At 48.1% G+C, this 16,450-nt stretch carries 16 protein-coding genes and 1 pseudogene; 1 reads left to right on the top strand and 16 read right to left on the bottom strand.

Going from position 1 to position 16,450, the window contains the following annotated elements:
* Positions 1-13: 13 nt before the first annotated feature.
* From F4X88_06390 to F4X88_06330, 13 genes and pseudogenes are all read right to left on the bottom strand, one after another.
* Positions 14-940: a sugar kinase gene (locus F4X88_06390; protein ID MYA55901.1), complete on the bottom strand. Its 927-nt coding sequence runs from the start codon at positions 938-940 to the stop codon at positions 14-16.
* Between the two features lie 48 nt (positions 941-988).
* On the bottom strand, positions 989-2,953 hold the full coding sequence (locus tag F4X88_06385; GenBank protein ID MYA55900.1) for a hypothetical protein: 1,965 nt from the start codon (positions 2,951-2,953) through the stop codon (positions 989-991).
* A 128-nt stretch (positions 2,954-3,081) separates the two neighbouring features.
* A complete protein-coding gene (locus F4X88_06380) occupies positions 3,082-4,041 on the bottom strand; it encodes a GHMP kinase (GenBank protein ID MYA55899.1) in 960 nt (319 codons plus the stop codon).
* A complete protein-coding gene (locus tag F4X88_06375; GenBank protein MYA55898.1) occupies positions 3,929-5,332 on the bottom strand; it encodes a sulfatase-like hydrolase/transferase in 1,404 nt (467 codons plus the stop codon). Before F4X88_06375 ends, F4X88_06380 begins: the two co-directional genes overlap by 113 nt.
* Positions 5,333-5,347: 15 nt before the next feature.
* Positions 5,348-5,971 carry a DUF4276 family protein gene (locus F4X88_06370; GenBank protein MYA55897.1) on the bottom strand — a complete coding sequence of 208 codons (624 nt, stop codon included), beginning with the start codon at positions 5,969-5,971 and terminating at the stop codon, positions 5,348-5,350.
* Positions 5,968-7,239: an AAA family ATPase gene (locus tag F4X88_06365; GenBank protein MYA55896.1), complete on the bottom strand. Its 1,272-nt coding sequence runs from the start codon at positions 7,237-7,239 to the stop codon at positions 5,968-5,970. The genes F4X88_06370 and F4X88_06365 overlap by 4 nt, the downstream gene beginning before the upstream one ends.
* Before the next feature lie 64 nt (positions 7,240-7,303).
* A complete protein-coding gene (locus F4X88_06360; protein MYA55895.1) occupies positions 7,304-8,200 on the bottom strand; it encodes a phytanoyl-CoA dioxygenase family protein in 897 nt (298 codons plus the stop codon).
* Positions 8,181-8,549, bottom strand: a complete 369-nt coding sequence (locus F4X88_06355) for a hypothetical protein (GenBank protein ID MYA55894.1) — start codon at positions 8,547-8,549, stop codon at positions 8,181-8,183. Before F4X88_06355 ends, F4X88_06360 begins: the two co-directional genes overlap by 20 nt.
* Before the next feature lie 507 nt (positions 8,550-9,056).
* Positions 9,057-9,899: a DUF3800 domain-containing protein gene (locus tag F4X88_06350; GenBank protein ID MYA55893.1), complete on the bottom strand. Its 843-nt coding sequence runs from the start codon at positions 9,897-9,899 to the stop codon at positions 9,057-9,059.
* Positions 9,889-10,584: pseudogene (locus F4X88_06345) on the bottom strand (site-specific DNA-methyltransferase). The gene F4X88_06350 and the pseudogene F4X88_06345 overlap by 11 nt, the downstream one beginning before the upstream one ends.
* Positions 10,585-10,779: 195 nt before the next feature.
* Complete coding sequence (locus F4X88_06340; protein ID MYA55892.1) at positions 10,780-11,145, bottom strand: putative toxin-antitoxin system toxin component, PIN family; 366 nt, start codon at positions 11,143-11,145, stop codon at positions 10,780-10,782.
* Entirely contained in the window at positions 11,133-11,390 is a 258-nt protein-coding gene (locus F4X88_06335) for a hypothetical protein (GenBank protein ID MYA55891.1), read from the bottom strand. The genes F4X88_06340 and F4X88_06335 overlap by 13 nt, the downstream gene beginning before the upstream one ends.
* Before the next feature lie 212 nt (positions 11,391-11,602).
* Positions 11,603-12,466, bottom strand: coding sequence for an SDR family oxidoreductase (locus F4X88_06330; protein MYA55890.1), 864 nt, complete (start codon positions 12,464-12,466; stop codon positions 11,603-11,605).
* A gap of 65 nt (positions 12,467-12,531) precedes the next feature.
* On the opposite strand from F4X88_06330, the gene F4X88_06325 reads away from it, so the two are divergent.
* Positions 12,532-12,906, top strand: a complete 375-nt coding sequence (locus F4X88_06325) for a DUF2283 domain-containing protein (GenBank protein MYA55889.1) — start codon at positions 12,532-12,534, stop codon at positions 12,904-12,906.
* 137 nt (positions 12,907-13,043) lie between these two features.
* Here the strand turns inward: F4X88_06325 and F4X88_06320 are convergent, their stop codons facing one another.
* From F4X88_06320 to F4X88_06310, 3 genes are all read right to left on the bottom strand, one after another.
* Positions 13,044-13,817, bottom strand: coding sequence for an amino acid ABC transporter ATP-binding protein (locus F4X88_06320; protein MYA55888.1), 774 nt, complete (start codon positions 13,815-13,817; stop codon positions 13,044-13,046).
* An 88-nt stretch (positions 13,818-13,905) separates the two neighbouring features.
* Entirely contained in the window at positions 13,906-15,060 is a 1,155-nt protein-coding gene (locus tag F4X88_06315; GenBank protein MYA55887.1) for an amino acid ABC transporter permease, read from the bottom strand.
* Between the two features lie 205 nt (positions 15,061-15,265).
* Complete coding sequence (locus F4X88_06310; GenBank protein ID MYA55886.1) at positions 15,266-16,450, bottom strand: ABC transporter permease subunit; 1,185 nt, start codon at positions 16,448-16,450, stop codon at positions 15,266-15,268.

Here is a 16,450-nt window from a genome sequence, read left to right as displayed (position 1 = left end):
TTCTGTGTGGGATTCACGCCTGACAGATTTTCAGGGTCTCTTCAAGATTTTGGATGCCGGCAGTCGTGCCGATGGCAGTAACACAAGCGGCACCGGTTGCGGAAGCCAATTCCGCTGTCGCTTTTAGGTCCCAACCCATGAGAGTCCCCGCGAGGAAACCGGCGACGTAAGCGTCCCCTGCCCCTGTTGCATCAACAGCGGTCACCGGATACGCTGTCGCAAAATGCTCCCTCTCTGGCGTGGAGACGTAACTGCCGTCTTCACCCATTTTAATAGCAATTGTGTGGATACCGTAGCTACGCCGTAAAAATTGAGCGATTTCGCGAGCATCAGATAGACCGGTGAGATGTTCCGCTTCGACGATGCTTGGCATAAACATATCCACGTAAGGTAGGCAGGGTTCGAGTGTCTCCATCCACTTCCCTGTGGCGTCATACGCTGTATCGAGTGAGGTGGTTATTCCCAAAGTTTTTGCTTTTTGAAGGACGTTCGCCATCGGTGCGCCATCAAAACGTGGCATGACGAGTGCCCCAGCGATGTGCAAAATTTTGGCACTTTTGATAACTTCCCAATCAAGGTCTGCCTCACAGAGTTCGCCATTGGCACCGATGTAGTGGTAGAAAGTTCGTTCGCCATCGGAGGCAACTGCGACGAACGTAAAGGAAGTGCTGGAACCCGGATCCTGTTGCATGCCCACTGTATCGACCCCGTTATCCCTGAGCTTTTGCAGAATCAAGTCGCCAAACGCATCAGTGCCAACCTTACCCATCGCGCCAGCAGAGAGACCTAAGCGCGTGAGCGCAATAGCCGTGTTGTTCGCACAGCCGCCTGTATGGATTTCGAGTTCATCAAAGAGGACTAATTTCCCCTTTTCAGGAAACTCATCTATGGGTCGTCCCAACACATCAACGACATAAATGCCGAGCGATAGCACATCCATTTTTTAATTTTACCTTACGGATTTTTAATTATTCCTTGAGTTCACAAATTAAAAAGCACCCGGACGAAAAATTACTAAGGTTTCATCGTTTGTGTCAATATTCTCGTCTGCTATCGTAGGGGCGAGGTTACCTCGTCCGTACTCCTGAGAAACCCACCCGATAAAGTAGGGTGGAGGATTCAGGTTCGCCTCTGTCTCCAGATACCGCAGCACGTAATCTCGCTGTAGGATTCGCGCAAACGTCTTTCGGGCACCATCCAACGCCTCATCAGGCGGCATTTTTGGTGTCACTCGCAACCGAAGTCCCGCCATTGAAGGATCGAATGTAGGATTGATTTCCAACCCCGATGCTTCTCTTAGTGAGACGCTCCCTAAGTAAATCATCTCTTTTCCCGCAACACGCCACGTGTTTTCAAGGGTGGGCGGAAGTTTCTGGGTATCCATCGTCAAAAATTTCTCTTCCACATACGTCGTTGGATGCCACGGCTCCACCGATAAATCTTGCAGTTGAACGCGTGAATCTTGAATCAATGTCCCAATTTTTTCAAAGAATTCACCCTTTGACACCTCAACCCCTGGATGACGCACGAATGTTCCGTGGGCAAGGTCAATAGATGTTTCGGCACGCGATGCGGCTCTTAGGGAAACATAACTCAGTAAGTGTGTGCGCTGCCGTTCAGGATAAACCGATAAAATTGACAACCTGTCCGCTGTGACGGTGTTCGGAAACCAGACAGTTTGCGCCGATGCAACCGCAATTACCGAAAGCAGAACGAAGAGGCTTCCGCCTATCCAATACGTGCGTGATTTTTGCTTCGACCTCCCGAAATACAACAAGAACCCACCAAAGCTCAGCAGGTATATTGGCAGAAGTATCGCCAACAGTTTAATGAGCGGCACCCGGGTAGACATCTCCGATAGAAAGTACTTATGAATTTCCGCTTCATGTTGGAGGGCAAGCGCGTATCGGTCCGCGAGGTGACGCGGAGATTTACCGTGCTGACTCAGTAACCCGTGCCAGAACGTTTCAGCGAGAGCGTCATCAGAATTGGAAACCCCTCCTACACTGTCTTCGGAATGGACACCAAAGGGAGGAACATTGTAGTCAAACGCAAAACAGAGAATCTGTCCATCTCCAAATTTCCGTTTTGCGACATAAATTTGCTCCGCCGTGCCAATTAAAACCTCGCAGCCTGCTTTCGGTGCAAATTGGATATACTCAAAATGGCTGTCGGCGGAAGAGTTATCAGTTTTCTTTATACCCCTTAATTCGACAGGAAGAAAGGGTTCTATAAAACTGTCTTGTAGGTAGTTAAAACTGCTACCGCCGGAGACAATAAGCGTCCCACCGCGCTGTATCCAATCCAGCATCGCCGTCTGTTGTGCTTTTAGGATACGCCGTGCGGTTAAGCCAATCTCACGCACAACGAGTATATCAACGGCATTGTAGCCTATCCAGTCGCGCGGCAACGCCCTCGAATTCGGAAGGTACTTGACATGCACCTGTGCGTCTCCAGGAACCGCCAACTGTTTCTTGTCAACAAATCGTTTTAACGTGTCGCCGCTCGGAGCCAATACCAGCATAAAATAGTCTTGGCGGGCAAGGGGTGTTGGCAACAGTACATCCTTCACCAGACCTGATGCCGGACTGCGTACCCCTGCCGTCTCGGACGGTGTAGAGGGGACAAGTCGGATGACGAGTTGCGTAGCGTTTTTCGGGCAGTAAACATAGAAATTTTTCTGCTGTCGTTCGAGCCCAATAAGATGCAGGGACGTAGCGTAACGTTCGATAGGGATGTCCGAAGAAAAGTTCCGAACTTCCACAACCAACTCACCCCTAAACACAGTGCCTTCATCTTGATTCCAGACAGTTACAGTTAAAGGTGCCCACGTGCCTATTCTGTAACCCTCGCCGAATCCGAATGTCACATCCTCAATCTCTACCGCACTAACAGCAATAGATGCCGCAAAAAAAGTCAGAACCAAGATTTTTATACTATGTTTAATTCCCATGTTTTAATTTTACCTTGCGGAGTAATAACGATGTGGGTAACTTTAGGGTTTTCGCGTTCGAGTCGCCTGCGCCGTTGTGGCAGGCTGCGTTTTTGTGCTTAATTTTCCGGTTTCCGACGGCTATTCGGCTATACAAGACGCGCTGGATTATGAACAAGTTTTGTCTCCACCGCTGCCTCAAATGGATGCGTGCTGAAAACACCGTTTCCTAACATAATCATTGAAGCGACACCGCCCTCCGCCTCAATTTGTTCGATTGTCTCTATCACACGGGCATCACTGAGCAAGCCGCTCTCCACTGAAAACCGCTTTGATACCCTAAAACAAGCGTTAAAGAGTTCGGTATTAGGCTCAGCACTGGTAAGCGTTTGTAAAACGCTCAATGCAGCATCGGCTGCGCGATTGATACGGATTGTTTGTTCTCTGTTTCCGAGTACCTCACTGGTCTGAATCGGTCCGAAGTAGCGGTAATAGATAGGCTGTTCCGTTATGGGTAACCTATCGGCAACCAACGGGGCACCTTCTTTTAACTTGACGAGGCACCCCCCATGGTATTGTGAACAGACATCACCCAATCCAGTGCGATTTTCAACCTCTGCGACATGTGCTACCATCGCGAGGGTCTCCATATCCTTACCCAGATGGAGCAGTTCATTGAGCGCGTAGGCTGTTGCGAGCGAAGCAGCACCACTGAGACCAAAACCGCAACCGAGCGGTAATGGAGACGTAAGGTCTACCTTCACACCTGCCGCGCCTGCCGCCTGGGTTAGCCGATCCGCAACAGCCCCGACCGTCGGAAAATCGATGCTTTGTCCGTTAAACAACACATTTGTTTCACGGTGCTCAGAGACGGTAACTTCTATCCCCTCCTTAACGGTGAACCCCATACCGAGCGAATGCATACGGGTTGCATCGGCGTGCGGAATAACCTTGAAAACACACGAAATGTTGCCGGGGGCAAAGGCTCTCGTCATTCTACACACCCCGTCGAGGTGGGGCGTATCTGGGATGGAAAGCACCTTCACCACACTGCCCCGCCTCAATTTTTGCTGCCTGTCCACCACCAGTAACGGAGCACCTCGCGCCATCTAACTCCGGTAAGACGTATCGCTGAAACCATGCACCCATCTGTTGTTTCATGTCAGTGATGCGAGCGTTCTGAGACTTGTCATCTATTAGATTTTTCCGTTCATCCGGGTCGTTTACCAAGTCATACAACTCATGTGGACCATACGGATACCTATGGACATACTTCCACTCCTGTGTTCGGATCATGCGGACGGGACCGTATTCATCGTAGATGACGATCTCATCTTTCGCGTCGTTTGTTTCCCCAGAGAGTGCGGGCACAAAACTTCTGCCCGGAGACATATCGTCGTTCGGATCGGGACATCCAAGATAATCGAGGAGTGTCGGCATGAAGTCGTATTGGCTCACCATCGCTTCGCTGGTGCGACCTTCCGGAATACTGCCGGGTTGACTGATAATGAAGGGGACTTTTACAGAGTTTTCATACATATTTAGCGGGAATGTTCCGTTCCCTTTATGCCAGAATCCGTGATGTCCGCACGAGTAGCCGTTGTCACTACTGAAGACCACGAGCGTATTCTCACGGATCCCTAACTGGGCAAGCCGTTCTAAAATACGTCCGACGTTCAAATCAAGTGCGGTAATCGCTGCGAAATAGCCTTTCAACGACTCGCGGTTGCCCATGTGTACAGCGGCACCTTGGACAGCCCACGGGTGCAACGCCTCCTGTGGACATGTTTTGAAGGGGCAATCGTCATAGGAGTCAACAATGTCTTGAGGGTGTCCCGTAAACGGCGTATGCGGCGCGTTATAGTTGACGCTGAGATAGAACGGTCCCTCCTGATTCGCCGAGATAAAGTCCAACGCATCGTCAGTGATGACATCGGTCAGGTAGCCGGGTTGCATTTCAACTTGTCCATCTCGGATCATATCTGCATCGTTATACTGGCTTCCGCCTGTAAGCAAAGCGAACCAGTGGCTGAACCCGTGCTGGGGCGTTAAACTATCGCCAAGGTGCCATTTGCCGCTCAACCCGACGGTATAATCATTGTCGGCTAACACATCGGTGTAACAGGTCAATCCATCGAGGTATTGGGCGGGATCTGGTGGCATATTTCCGTCACGGATCCAGTCGTGTACACCGTGTGCTGACGGGATGCGACCTGTCATAAGACTTGCGCGTGCCGGTGAGCAAACGGGACTTGTGCAGAAGAAGTTGGGAAAACGGGTTCCCTCTGCGGCTAACTGGTCAAGATAAGGCGTTCGGACTTCATCGTTGCCGCAACAACCCGCTGCCCACGGTCCTTGGTCGTCCGTTAAAACAAAGATGACATTTGGCTTGTTTTCCATAGTGGGTCCTCCATCTTACACATTTTCATGGGTTGCCTCCATTGCTTGTCGTAATTCGCTAAGGAGGCGCGTGATGTCCCGATAGCATTTGTCGAACGAAACCGCTTGGCGTGCCTGCTCCATATCAAAAAATGCTGCAAGCGCGGGCTGGTCAAACCTTTCGCTATACCTTCTGGTTCCTTCCATTTGTCGACTTAACCATTCTTTTGCCCCACGGATTGTTTCCGGATCGTTTGGAGCCTGGATATTGTTTCTTAACTCTCTTTGTCCACGAAGTGACTCGGCTGCTGCAAGAAACCACGCTTCAAACTCATATTTTGCCAGCACAACGGCAATGGGTAGATCGCTGCGGGCTTGTGATGCCCGATTAAGCAGTTCAGGGCCTAGCTGTGCAGGACAGTCATCATCAGCGTCGAGGATAATAAGTATAGCTCCTTGTCCACCAATCCTCCGAGCCGCTAATTCAACCCTCTGCTCAAGCTTATCCGCTTGAATGACCTGATTTCTATGAACACGAATCGGGCGTGGCGTTTCAATCCCCATGTCTGGATGAAGTTCTGCAGCGATGCGGCGAATCAGTAGTGGCACAGCTACTACATCCCCATGTCCTTCGACAATGCAACCGATTTTGACCGTCATCCGCGTCTTTCCTTATTTTTCGTTTTGCCAGAATTTCTTCTCTCAAAATCGAACAAACGGAGTTGTTTCGCTTTTTCAGCGGAAACCACGGATGCCGCATCCGGTTGCAATTGATCTACACGTAGCAGCTCCCCTATTGTAAACAGTTTGTCGCGCACGACAGACCTTCCAACTTCGTCCACAGGAGCGATTGCTGTATTCCCATCCTGTGCTTCAACTGCAAGAATTGATTCTACATCCAAGTGCTTGTCCTCAAGCAAGTCTGGACTGTGGCTGGTCACAATAACCTGCTTTCTGTAGGCAGCGTCTCGAAGCCCATCAAGCAGAACACCTGCCGCAGCTGGATGAAGCGCGATCTCTGGTTCCTCAATTCCGACGAGTGGCACGCGTTTCTGTGCGTCCTGATCTCCCTGAAAAAGTGCTACCAGAATTCCTAACACGCGGAGGGTACCATCGGACATATTATTTGCACGAAACCGCCATGGATTTTTGTCCCCTGTGACGCTCTGCCTGAACTCTAAGGTCTCCCTCGTTCCAAAATCTTTGACACCTACCGCATGAACACCAGGGACAACCGCTGATAGATACTCCTGAATGTCTGTTCTCACAATGGGCGAAAGTTGGGTGAGGACACTCGTAAGGTTACTCCCGTCGCGAAGGAGCACATCACGAGGATCCGGTGCTTGGAGATCACGGATTATATCAGGATTGAGGTTATAAAACCCCATCCGAGAGAATGCATCATAAACAGGTCTAAATTCGGGCAATCCAGAAGCGTTCACCAAATAGAGTCGATCGGATGCAGCAGCGGGTGCTACATTCACACTTGTATCCACAGTCCCATCATCAATACGAAAATATTGCTCTGGGGTGAGGCGTTTCTCATTTTGAATTCTACATTCTTCTGTCTGAACTCGGTAACCTCCTCGTACCCTGTCATGTCCATTTCCGAGCGGACGAGAAGCAATACGAAAGGCATAGTACCCCGTTGAACCTTCAGGCAGCGCGAACTCAAGACGAATGCTGAAATGGTTTGGATGCCCACGAGAACGGCGGCGAACATCATTGATACCCCCGCGATCGCGTATGGCATGGTCAAGTGATAAGTTCAACGCATCCGCAACAAATCGCAACGCATCAAGGAAATTGCTCTTACCCGAACCGTTGCGTCCTACAAGGAACGTCAAAGGTCCCAATTGGACATCGCATGCGGCGATGCTTTTATAGTTTTTTAGAACAACTCTTGTAATAAACGTTGAATTTTTCATTGGATCAACCCTACTTGAACGCGCAATGAATTGCGCTACTACGAACAGTATAAAAGAGGTACAGTTACGCGACGGGAAACGCTTCGCCGACGAGCTGCTCACCATCCGCGACCTCGATTGTCGGGACGAGGACGTGGTTCGGGGATTGCGCGTTGTTATAGCAAACCTCTTGTGCCATGAAAATCATGACGAAGGCGCGGCGTTGATGCTCCGTAACATTCGGCGGCGTGCCGTGCCAGTTGAGACAGTGATGAAACATGCATTCGCCGGCTTTCAGTTCCACCGGAATGCCGTGATCAATGCTCAACTCCCGTCTTTCTGCCCACTGGTCAGACGGCGGTTCTCGCCCTGCCTCGCGCGCCTTTGCTGCTGCTGCATTTGCTGCAGCCCTCGCTGCGACGGAAAAGCGTTCGTCTTTGTGGCTCTTCGGCATAACGTGCATGCACCCACTATCCACCGTTGCATCGTCCAACGCGAGCCAGCAGCTTACAATATTCGGTGGGCTGAGGGGCCAAAAGAAAAAATCGTGATGGAATGCGAAATGACCGTTATCCTCTGGGGGTTTGGAAATCACCTGATCGTGCCAAAGCCGGACCTCAGGTGTATTCAGCAGGGCGCGTGCCGTCCCAGCGATAAGTGGGTGATGAATAGCTGCCTCATAATGGGGATCCCGCTTCCACATGTTAATGTACTGATGAATCGCGCGCGGGTGCCCGCTTCCCCGATTGAGTCGGTTCTCGCGTCGGTCGTGTCCGTATTTGAACTCCGGTGAGGAATCGTCGCCTTCATTAAGTTCTAATTCAATGACCGCATCCAACCCGGCGCGCATGGCTGCAACGCCATCGCTATCTAAAACGCTCCCAAATTTAAGGTAGCCGTTTTCCTGAAAAAAATCGACCTGCTCTTGTGTTACCATTGGCTGTTCCTCGTAAATTTGATGTTTATAATTGTAGGACTTCATCAAGAGTTTCACGGAATTGATTTTGGTTTTTCTCCTGATAAAACGGTAAACCGATAATGCGATAGTGCTTATCCTCTATGATGAGTTCACTTTTACGTTCGGTATCAATCTCTTTCAGAAAATCTTCTTTCCATCTGTCAAAGTCTTCAATGTGCTCGCCTTTAGGTTCAATAAAAAGTTGGTAACTCAGTGTCTCACCGTTTTCCTTGCCCAAAAAGAGGACAAAATCGGGTTGGAAGGCTTGTCCATCAAAAAAATTATAGATGGAAAAATGTCTCTCGTTGCGGATGAGATAAACACCATCGTAAGTTTTTTGTAGCTCCTCAAGATGTGTCTGTAGAAATTGCACGAATGCTTTTTCTTCACCGGTGCCGTAGAGACCATTAAAAGCAAACCATTCTTCGGCTTTCGCGAGACGCTCGGCCTCGTGATTCTCATCAGCACGCGGATTAGTTGCGTTTTTTCGGTTGTTTTACCGCTCTACCTGGGGGAAATACCCAAGCAAAAACACCTACGAATTTATTTTCAAGTTCACGTTAGGAATAGACTCACCTTTCCTAATCTTGACTGTTTGCGGAAGTTCTCCGGTATGAACGGCTTTGGAACGCAAGGTATATGTTGCCTTAAACTCGTCTATTAGCATCTCTCGATCTACCTTTCTTTTTCCGTCTCAATGTAGGACGATTTATCAAGAATCGCCATAAAACGCCTTATTTCCTTACTGATACTAAATCTTTAAAAAAAATGTTGACATTTAGCACTAAATGTATTATAATTTTGGAAAGTCAGGGACGAAATGGCTCCATGCCACGTGATTGTCGGGCTGCGGTTCGTACAATCCTATATCCCTGACTTCTTATTTTCTCCACCTTAAGGTCTCCGCTGTCAAAGGATTCCTTTGGGTATAATAAATGCCATTAATGGTTTCCCGTGTATCATCAATATCGTGTATAAGTCGAAAAGCCTTCCATAAATATGCCAGATATCGCTCCTCATCTCGTTCACAGAGTCTCTGTAGTGCCCAAACAAAATAGTCGACTGCTTGCAAACCTGCATGTTCCGTCGGTGTCGCAGCGGATACATACGGAACAGAATCGGTGCTGATATTCTGTTGTTGTGATGGTCGTTCGGATGCAGTTTCAACAAGGTTCTGCAAAACGTCGAGCCTGTCAGATTTCCCATGTTTTGAAAAAATAATATTATAGCTGCTATGCTGACCTAATCGTTCCTTCAACAAACATTCTGCCAAATAGTCGTAAAGTTCGTTAGGATGATAACCATAATCAGGTTCTCGTTTGTTGCGTTGGCGTACGTATTCAAGGACGCTCAATTTGTCAGCAACGACAGCGAAAAAACGTAATCCTTCAGTGTCACGTAAAATCCTAAAAACATCCCTGCGGACTTCAGGCAAATCATCTTTCGCGTGGAATGCAACTGCTGTCTTTCGCTCGTCCGGCTGCATAGACGGTACACCTCTGAAATAGGGATCACGCATCAGTCGGGCTCGCAGTTCATCAAAACGCTCCTTTAATACCGACGGATCCGATACATCAAGTAGACCGAGTATAAAAAACCGAGAACACCCCTCTGTCCCAACGCGAATTTCTCCTTTACGTGAAAATAAGATACCATCGCCGCCTTCATCTACGAAATAGTGACGGATTGAAGGAGCTCCTTTTGCGACTTTTTTATTCCGCATAAAATGCCCTGTTTAATGCTTTATCTGCTTCACTGACCGCAAATGTCTCGTCCTCTATTTCCGAGAGATGGACATACAATTGGTTCTTATCCAGCAGCTCCGCTAACAGTTGTTTCTGTTTCTCAGCGTCGTTGATAGCGATAAAGTGTTATTCTGCCTCCTCGGGTTTTTGAGGTTTGATGTACCAATTCAGAACGGAATCTTTTGACATATCGCGATAGATGCCCAAAAGTTCTTCACTTGATCTTGCTGATTGGATTCGTTCCATGAAAACTTGGTTGTAGGGCATTAATTCACAATAAATGAAGTCACCTCCACCTTGCCAGTTGACAGATCTGGAGATGCCGCTCGACTCGCCAGCAACCACCTTTGTTAAGCGTTCTATTGTGATGGTTTTCACGTAATCCATCTGTTCAATGCCTATATACTGCCTGCCCATCTTATGAGCAACCGCGGCGGCTGTACCGCTCCCAACGTGAAAATCCATAATCAGATCGCCTTCAACCGTGCCGAAACTAAGTATTTTTTTAAGCAACACTTCGGGTTTTTTGCCATTTTTGAACTCAACGCCACCTTCAAGATGCAAACTGGCATTTGGAATGTTCCACAAATTCGTCAGTTTTGATTTCCGATACACATCGCCCTCTATTTCTATCAATATCTCTGATAACGCCAGTTTGAAAATAAATTTGTAGGTGTTTTTGCTGGGGTGTTTCCTCTAGGTAGAGCGGTAAATACACCTAAAAACTGGAAAAGTTGGAAAAATACGCCTTTTTTCAAGACCTTTTTCGTCTAAATAGCGATAGCGAAACCCGACATCCCACTTTTATCAAACTCACGTTAGTATGGTCAAGATTATCTCTTCTTTGATGTCAACACCCTATTGTGTAGCACAAACTTCATCAGTCGGAGGTCTATCACCACCCGTAACAATGTGAGTCGCACCGCCTACAACAGCACATTCTATCACCTTGTCGTCATCAGGATCCGCAGTGACACCCTTAAGTTGGTTCACAATTTTGATGGATTGATGAAAAGTGAGGAGTTCAGTCACTATTTCCGCTGTTTGCAACGGAGAAGCCTTAAATTTGGTCGTTAACTTTTCCGAAAATTCATCAAGTATTTCAGCACAGGTTCCCGCTTCAACTCTATTTCGTTGTGCAAGCGCAATACAGTCATAAGGAGTGCCTCCCCAAATCATGCCCGATATCAGGATATTTGTATCGTAAACTACTATTGGACGCATTCACGGTCCTCATGGACAACATCGTTGATGAAATCTTGGCGCTCCTCGTCTGTCATTGTGTTCCAATCTAATCCTCGTTCAGCACAGATTTTCTGGACATTTGATTCAAGGGACTTCATCCGTTCAGTGCGTCCGGGCAGGGACTCCTTTGCAAGCGCAAGAACAACCGCTAACCTTTCCTCTCCGGGCATTTGTCGGATAAAATCAATAACCTGCTGGGTTGTCAATTTAACAGTCAATTCCATTTTAATTTCCTTTTCGACTTCTCTCTGTTATTCCAGATGTTCGCTACAGAGTTGCTGTGTTCCTTTCGTAGATGGCGTAGCAGAAACACATAGTTCCTTCTATAGAATTCAGGTTATTATACCCCTGATAGTTGGCAAATTTCAAGGTGAAAATGGAAGCAGAAACAGACCATTTCTATAAATCAACTTCCACACTTTAGCAGTATCAGTCGTCAGATCGGAAATTGGTGATTGCCTGCCGTCAACCCACCATCAATGACGAAAACCGCTCCTGTTGCAAAACTGGCTTCATCGGAGGCGAGGAAGAGCGTGGCATTCGCGATATCAATCGGTTGTCCAATCCGTCCTAACGGATACCAGGGCGTGATTTCGTCCAAGATCTGTGGGTTCCGCTCCATCATCGGCTCCCAGACTTCGGTTTGAATCGTTCCGGGACAGATACAGTTGATACGGATGTTGTCTTTACCGTGTGCGACTGCCATCGAGCGGGTCAAAGCGATAACGCCACCTTTCGCAGCAGAATACGCATGGATCGCCTGTAACCCGATGAGACCGTTGACAGAAGCGATATTGACGATGCTACCGCCACCAGCCGCTTGCATCACGGGGATAACAGCGTTGGAACAGTGGCTGGTGCCTTGAAGCGCGACGGCTAAGTTCGCTTCCCAGTTGTTGTTCAGCACATCAGCCGTCGAGCAGATAGCGTTGTTCACCAAAATATCAACCGTGCCGTGGGTGTCAACAGTTCTCGTAACCAGACTTTCCGCATCGGCAGCATCGGAGACATCGGCATTAATGAAGAGTGCTTCACCACCCGCATCGATTATAGCAGCGACGGTTTCTGTGCCGAGGGCATCGTTCACGTCGTCAACGACGACTTTCGCTCCCTCTTCGGCGAACCGAAGCGCAACCGCCCTGCCGATACCGCGTCCAGCTCCTGTGACAATGGCTATTTTACCATTCAACCGCATCTTTTGTCCTATCTCTTTTTTGTGAGAATTGAGGATATTAAAGACGGCTTTTGAATTATAGAATCTGCCGCGTTCACCCTCTGAAAAATCATATTTTGCTTTCACTTATTTTGTATGATATAATAAAAACCAGACTGAGATTAGTATTTTAACACGTAAAGAGAAAATATATGGCCCAACCAATTTTTAACTACGATGAAGTAAGTGATACACTCTACGTTTCGTTTGCCCCCGGTGAACAGGCAACAGGTATTGAACTGACTCCCCACATTTTACTGCGGTTCAATAAACAAGAACGTAGGGCTGTTGGGTTGACCTTTCTGGAATACTCTCTACTCGCTCAGAAGACTGATATGGGACCTCGGAGCTTTCCTCTCACGGGCTTAGCGGAGTTACCCGAGGATCTGCAAGAGATTGTGCTGGAGATTCTCCAACGTCCCCCGGGTAATGAACTGCTTTTGCTCTCATCGTATACACCTTCGATTTCCGAAACAATCCCGATTACACTTCTACAAGCAATACATTATAGTAAAACCCATAATTAATGGGACATTTGACAGCGGGCGAGGGGACCTCGCCCCTACGAGGTGAGGCAGGCATGTCGGAGCGTTAAAATGTCTTTTTAATTCTAAACTTTACTATAAACGAATATGCTGCGGAAGTATCCTATTTCAATATATCCCTAATGTTGTAGCGTTTGCGAGATGAAAAGCTTCGTGCGTTCGTGCTGTGGGTTATCAAAGAAATCTGCGGGTGCCGCGTCCTCCACAATTGCTCCCTCATCAAAGAAAAGGATCCGATCGGCGACCTCACGTGCAAATCCCATTTCATGCGTCACAACCAACATCGTCATGCCGGAACGTGCGAGTTCACGCATCACATCCAACACTTCCGTAATCATCTCCGGATCCAGGGCACTTGTCGGTTCATCGAAAAGCATAATCTTAGGCTCCATCGCCAATGCCCGTGCGATTGCGACCCGCTGCTGTTGTCCACCTGAAATTTCTGAGGGATACTTATCCGCCTGATCCGCAATATCCACCCGTTCTAAGAGCGATAAAGCGATCTCTTCGGCTTCACTTTTCGTCATCTTCCTGACTCGGATGGGACCTAAGGTGATATTCTGCAGGTTCGTCAGGTGCGGAAACAGATTGAACTGTTGGAACACCATACCGACTTCCTGACGGATGAGATTGATATTGCGGAGATCATCACTGAGCTCAACGCCATCAACGACAATTGTGCCGCGCTGATGTTCCTCCAAGCGATTTAAGGTTCGGATGAATGTTGACTTCCCGGAGCCGGAGGGACCACATATCACCGCCCTTTCGCCTTTTTCAAACGAGGTCGTAATCCCCTTGAGGACATGGAAATCGTCAAACCATTTGTGTACATCCTCGCAGATAATAATAGGATTTTTAATTTTTCCTTGCGGTTCCGTCAGATGCGTCTTCATCTTTTTAATTTTTCCTTGCGGTTCGGTCAGGTCGGTCATGAATTAAACGAAGTAGGTTGGTGCAGTGACATGCTTCCGACACCTATTCCTAAATTTCCCCAACACGGAGCGCGTCCTCAATTTCCTGGCTGCCGTAGGACATGGAATAACTGAAAACGAAATAGATAATTGCAGCGAACAGATAGACCTCGGCTTGCAGTCCGAACCAGTCTGGGTTGGCGATAACACTTCTGGCGACACCTAAGAGGTCAATAAGCCCGATGATAGCAACCAAAGATGTGTCCTTAAACAACGCGATGAATTGTCCAACAATCGCTGGAATGACCGATCGGAGTGCTTGCGGTAAGACGATCAACAGCATTGTCTGTGCGTAGTTAAGTCCGATCGCTTGTGCTGCCTCATGTTGTCCGCGCGGAATCCCTTGGAGCCCCCCACGAACGTTCTCCGCCATGTAGGCGGCAGAGAAGAAAGTGATCCCGATCATCATCCGTAAAACCTGGTTAATATCAAAACCCGGCATGAAGATCGGTATCAAGATACTCCCCATGAATAGGATTGTTATCAACGGCACACCGCGAACCATCTCAATATAAGCCGTTGAAACCCATCGGATAACAGGAAGATTGCTCTGACGGCAGAGTGCTAAAAATACACCAAGTGGAAAAGAGACGACGATACCTACAACCGCTAAAATTAGGGTCAATAGAAGTCCACCCCAATTGCTTGTGAGAACACCATTCTCCCCGAACCCGCGTAACACTATCATTATCAAGGGGAAGGAGAGCAACCAACCCCCCAAAATCCAAGGGCGTAACCCTGTTCTGCCACGTCCAAGAAAAAAAGAGGCTGCTGTTATGGCGACCGCGCCTAAAAACCACCCTCGCGTCGAGAGTTCAAAAGGGAGCAGCGCACCAATGAACCAAATACCCCCAAGCACAATGGCAAATCGGAGAACCAAGCCACCCCATATCCCGGCACTCAAACCCACAAGCACGCATAAAATATAAATCACACTCCATACGCGCCATATCTGTTCCCGTGGATAAGCCCCAACACCAAAGAGCTGAAGGTTAGCCGGAATAACACCCCACTTCGCTTCTGTGAAAGCCCATGTCAAAAGTGCCTTAAAAATAAAAAAGAGGCAGATAAACGCCAAACAACTTAAAAGCACGTTGTACCAAGTGTTAAATAAGTTATCCTTAATCCATCGTGCGGGACCTTTTGTATGGGCTGGGGGCTTCATTTCTTGCATATTTTTAATTATTCGCAAAGCGTTAACGACAGTCTTCTGTTTATTGAAAGGTATACCCTTATATCCGCCTGTGCCGTTGTTGCAGGCTACCATCTTAAGTTAATTTTCGTAACCGTAGTCCGTAATGTAATGGAGGACGGATATACGGAAAGGAACGTCAAACTTGAAACTTATCTGACCGAACCGCAAGGAAAAATTAAAAACCAACTCGGGTAATCCAACGGTTGTACCAATTCATGGCGGCTGATGTCGTCAAACTCATCACCAGATAGCTCACCATAATCATCGCAAAAACGGGAATTGATTGTCCCGTTTGAGTCATCATCGTATTTCCGACGCTAACCAGATCGGGGAAACCGATTGCGACAGCCAAACTTGAATTTTTCGTGAGGTTCAGGTACTGACTTGTCAGCGGTGGCACAATGATAGGAATAGACTGGGGAAGGACGATTAACCGCAATGTCTGCGATTCCTTCAAACCGATGGCTTTCGCTGCTTCCCGTTGGCCCTTAACGACCGATTGTATACCGCTTCTCACGATTTCGGCAATAAAAGCCCCTGTATACACAGAAAGCGCAATTAAAAGGGCAGAAAACTCTGGTGAAAAGCGCATCCCCCCTCTGAAGTTGAAACCTTGTAACACCGGTAAATCCAACGTAAACGGTCTACTCGGTGTGAGAAACCATCCGCAAAGTGCCACGATAAGGAAGGCGGGCAGTGCCCACTTGGCGCGAAAACCGGGGCGGTCCAACTGTTGGAGTTTCCGCCATCGCACAACATAGAGAACCACTGCCAAGAGTAGACCCGCGGCAAGAAAACCGAGCCAAATTCTCAGACCTGAGGTAGGCTCAGGCGATGGTAGGTATATCCCTCGGTTGTTAATGAACACGCCTCCGAATAGTGCTATACTCTCCCTAACTCTGGGGAGTTGACCCACTACGGCAGTGTACCAAAACAGAATCTGAAGTAGGAGCGGAACGTTCCGGAAGCATTCGACATAAGCGGTCGCTATCGTTCGGATTAACCAGTTACTCGACAGTCGAGCGATGCCGAAAAGGAGTCCCAGCAGTGTCGCACAGACGATCCCGATGATGCTAACTTTAAGGGTATTCAGGATCCCAACCCAGAACGCTTTGAGATACACATCCGAAGGTTCATACGGAATACCCTCCGAAATGTCAAACCCGGCTTCGTCCTGAAGAAAATCGAGATTCAGTGTTAACCCAAGCCCACGGAGCCCCTTTAGCATGTTCGTGTAAAGAATGACTAACAACAGGATCACACCGAGCAAAAAAATAACTTGAAATAGGACCCGTAAAACTCGGATATCTCGCCAGAAGGGGATTTTTCCCGATACACCTTTAGGTAAATTATTTTCCAT

This window comes from Candidatus Poribacteria bacterium, from assembly GCA_009839745.1.
Taxonomy (GTDB): domain Bacteria; phylum Poribacteria; class WGA-4E; order WGA-4E; family WGA-3G; genus WGA-3G.
The sequence above is the reverse complement of the archived record's forward strand: the minus strand, read 5'-3'. Positions and strand labels throughout refer to the sequence as shown.

Bases quoted from the DNA above. Each gene is read 5' to 3' on its own strand.
- F4X88_06325 (MYA55889.1), top strand. From the start codon at position 12,532: ATGGCCCAACCAATTTTTAACTACGATGAAGTAAGTGATACACTCTAC.
- F4X88_06320 (MYA55888.1), bottom strand. From the start codon at position 13,817: ATGAAGACGCATCTGACGGAACCGCAAGGAAAAATTAAAAATCCTATT.
- F4X88_06365 (MYA55896.1), bottom strand. From the start codon at position 7,239: ATGAAAAATTCAACGTTTATTACAAGAGTTGTTCTAAAAAACTATAAA.
- F4X88_06375 (MYA55898.1), bottom strand. From the start codon at position 5,332: ATGGAAAACAAGCCAAATGTCATCTTTGTTTTAACGGACGACCAAGGA.
- F4X88_06360 (MYA55895.1), bottom strand. From the start codon at position 8,200: ATGAAGTCCTACAATTATAAACATCAAATTTACGAGGAACAGCCAATG.
- F4X88_06315 (MYA55887.1), bottom strand. From the start codon at position 15,060: ATGAAGCCCCCAGCCCATACAAAAGGTCCCGCACGATGGATTAAGGAT.
- F4X88_06350 (MYA55893.1), bottom strand. From the start codon at position 9,899: ATGCGGAATAAAAAAGTCGCAAAAGGAGCTCCTTCAATCCGTCACTAT.
- F4X88_06385 (MYA55900.1), bottom strand. From the start codon at position 2,953: ATGGGAATTAAACATAGTATAAAAATCTTGGTTCTGACTTTTTTTGCG.
- F4X88_06310 (MYA55886.1), bottom strand. From the start codon at position 16,450: ATGGAAAATAATTTACCTAAAGGTGTATCGGGAAAAATCCCCTTCTGG.
- F4X88_06370 (MYA55897.1), bottom strand. From the start codon at position 5,971: ATGACGGTCAAAATCGGTTGCATTGTCGAAGGACATGGGGATGTAGTA.
- F4X88_06335 (MYA55891.1), bottom strand. From the start codon at position 11,390: ATGGAATTGACTGTTAAATTGACAACCCAGCAGGTTATTGATTTTATC.
- F4X88_06390 (MYA55901.1), bottom strand. From the start codon at position 940: ATGGATGTGCTATCGCTCGGCATTTATGTCGTTGATGTGTTGGGACGA.
- F4X88_06340 (MYA55892.1), bottom strand. From the start codon at position 11,145: ATGCGTCCAATAGTAGTTTACGATACAAATATCCTGATATCGGGCATG.
- F4X88_06380 (MYA55899.1), bottom strand. From the start codon at position 4,041: ATGGCGCGAGGTGCTCCGTTACTGGTGGTGGACAGGCAGCAAAAATTG.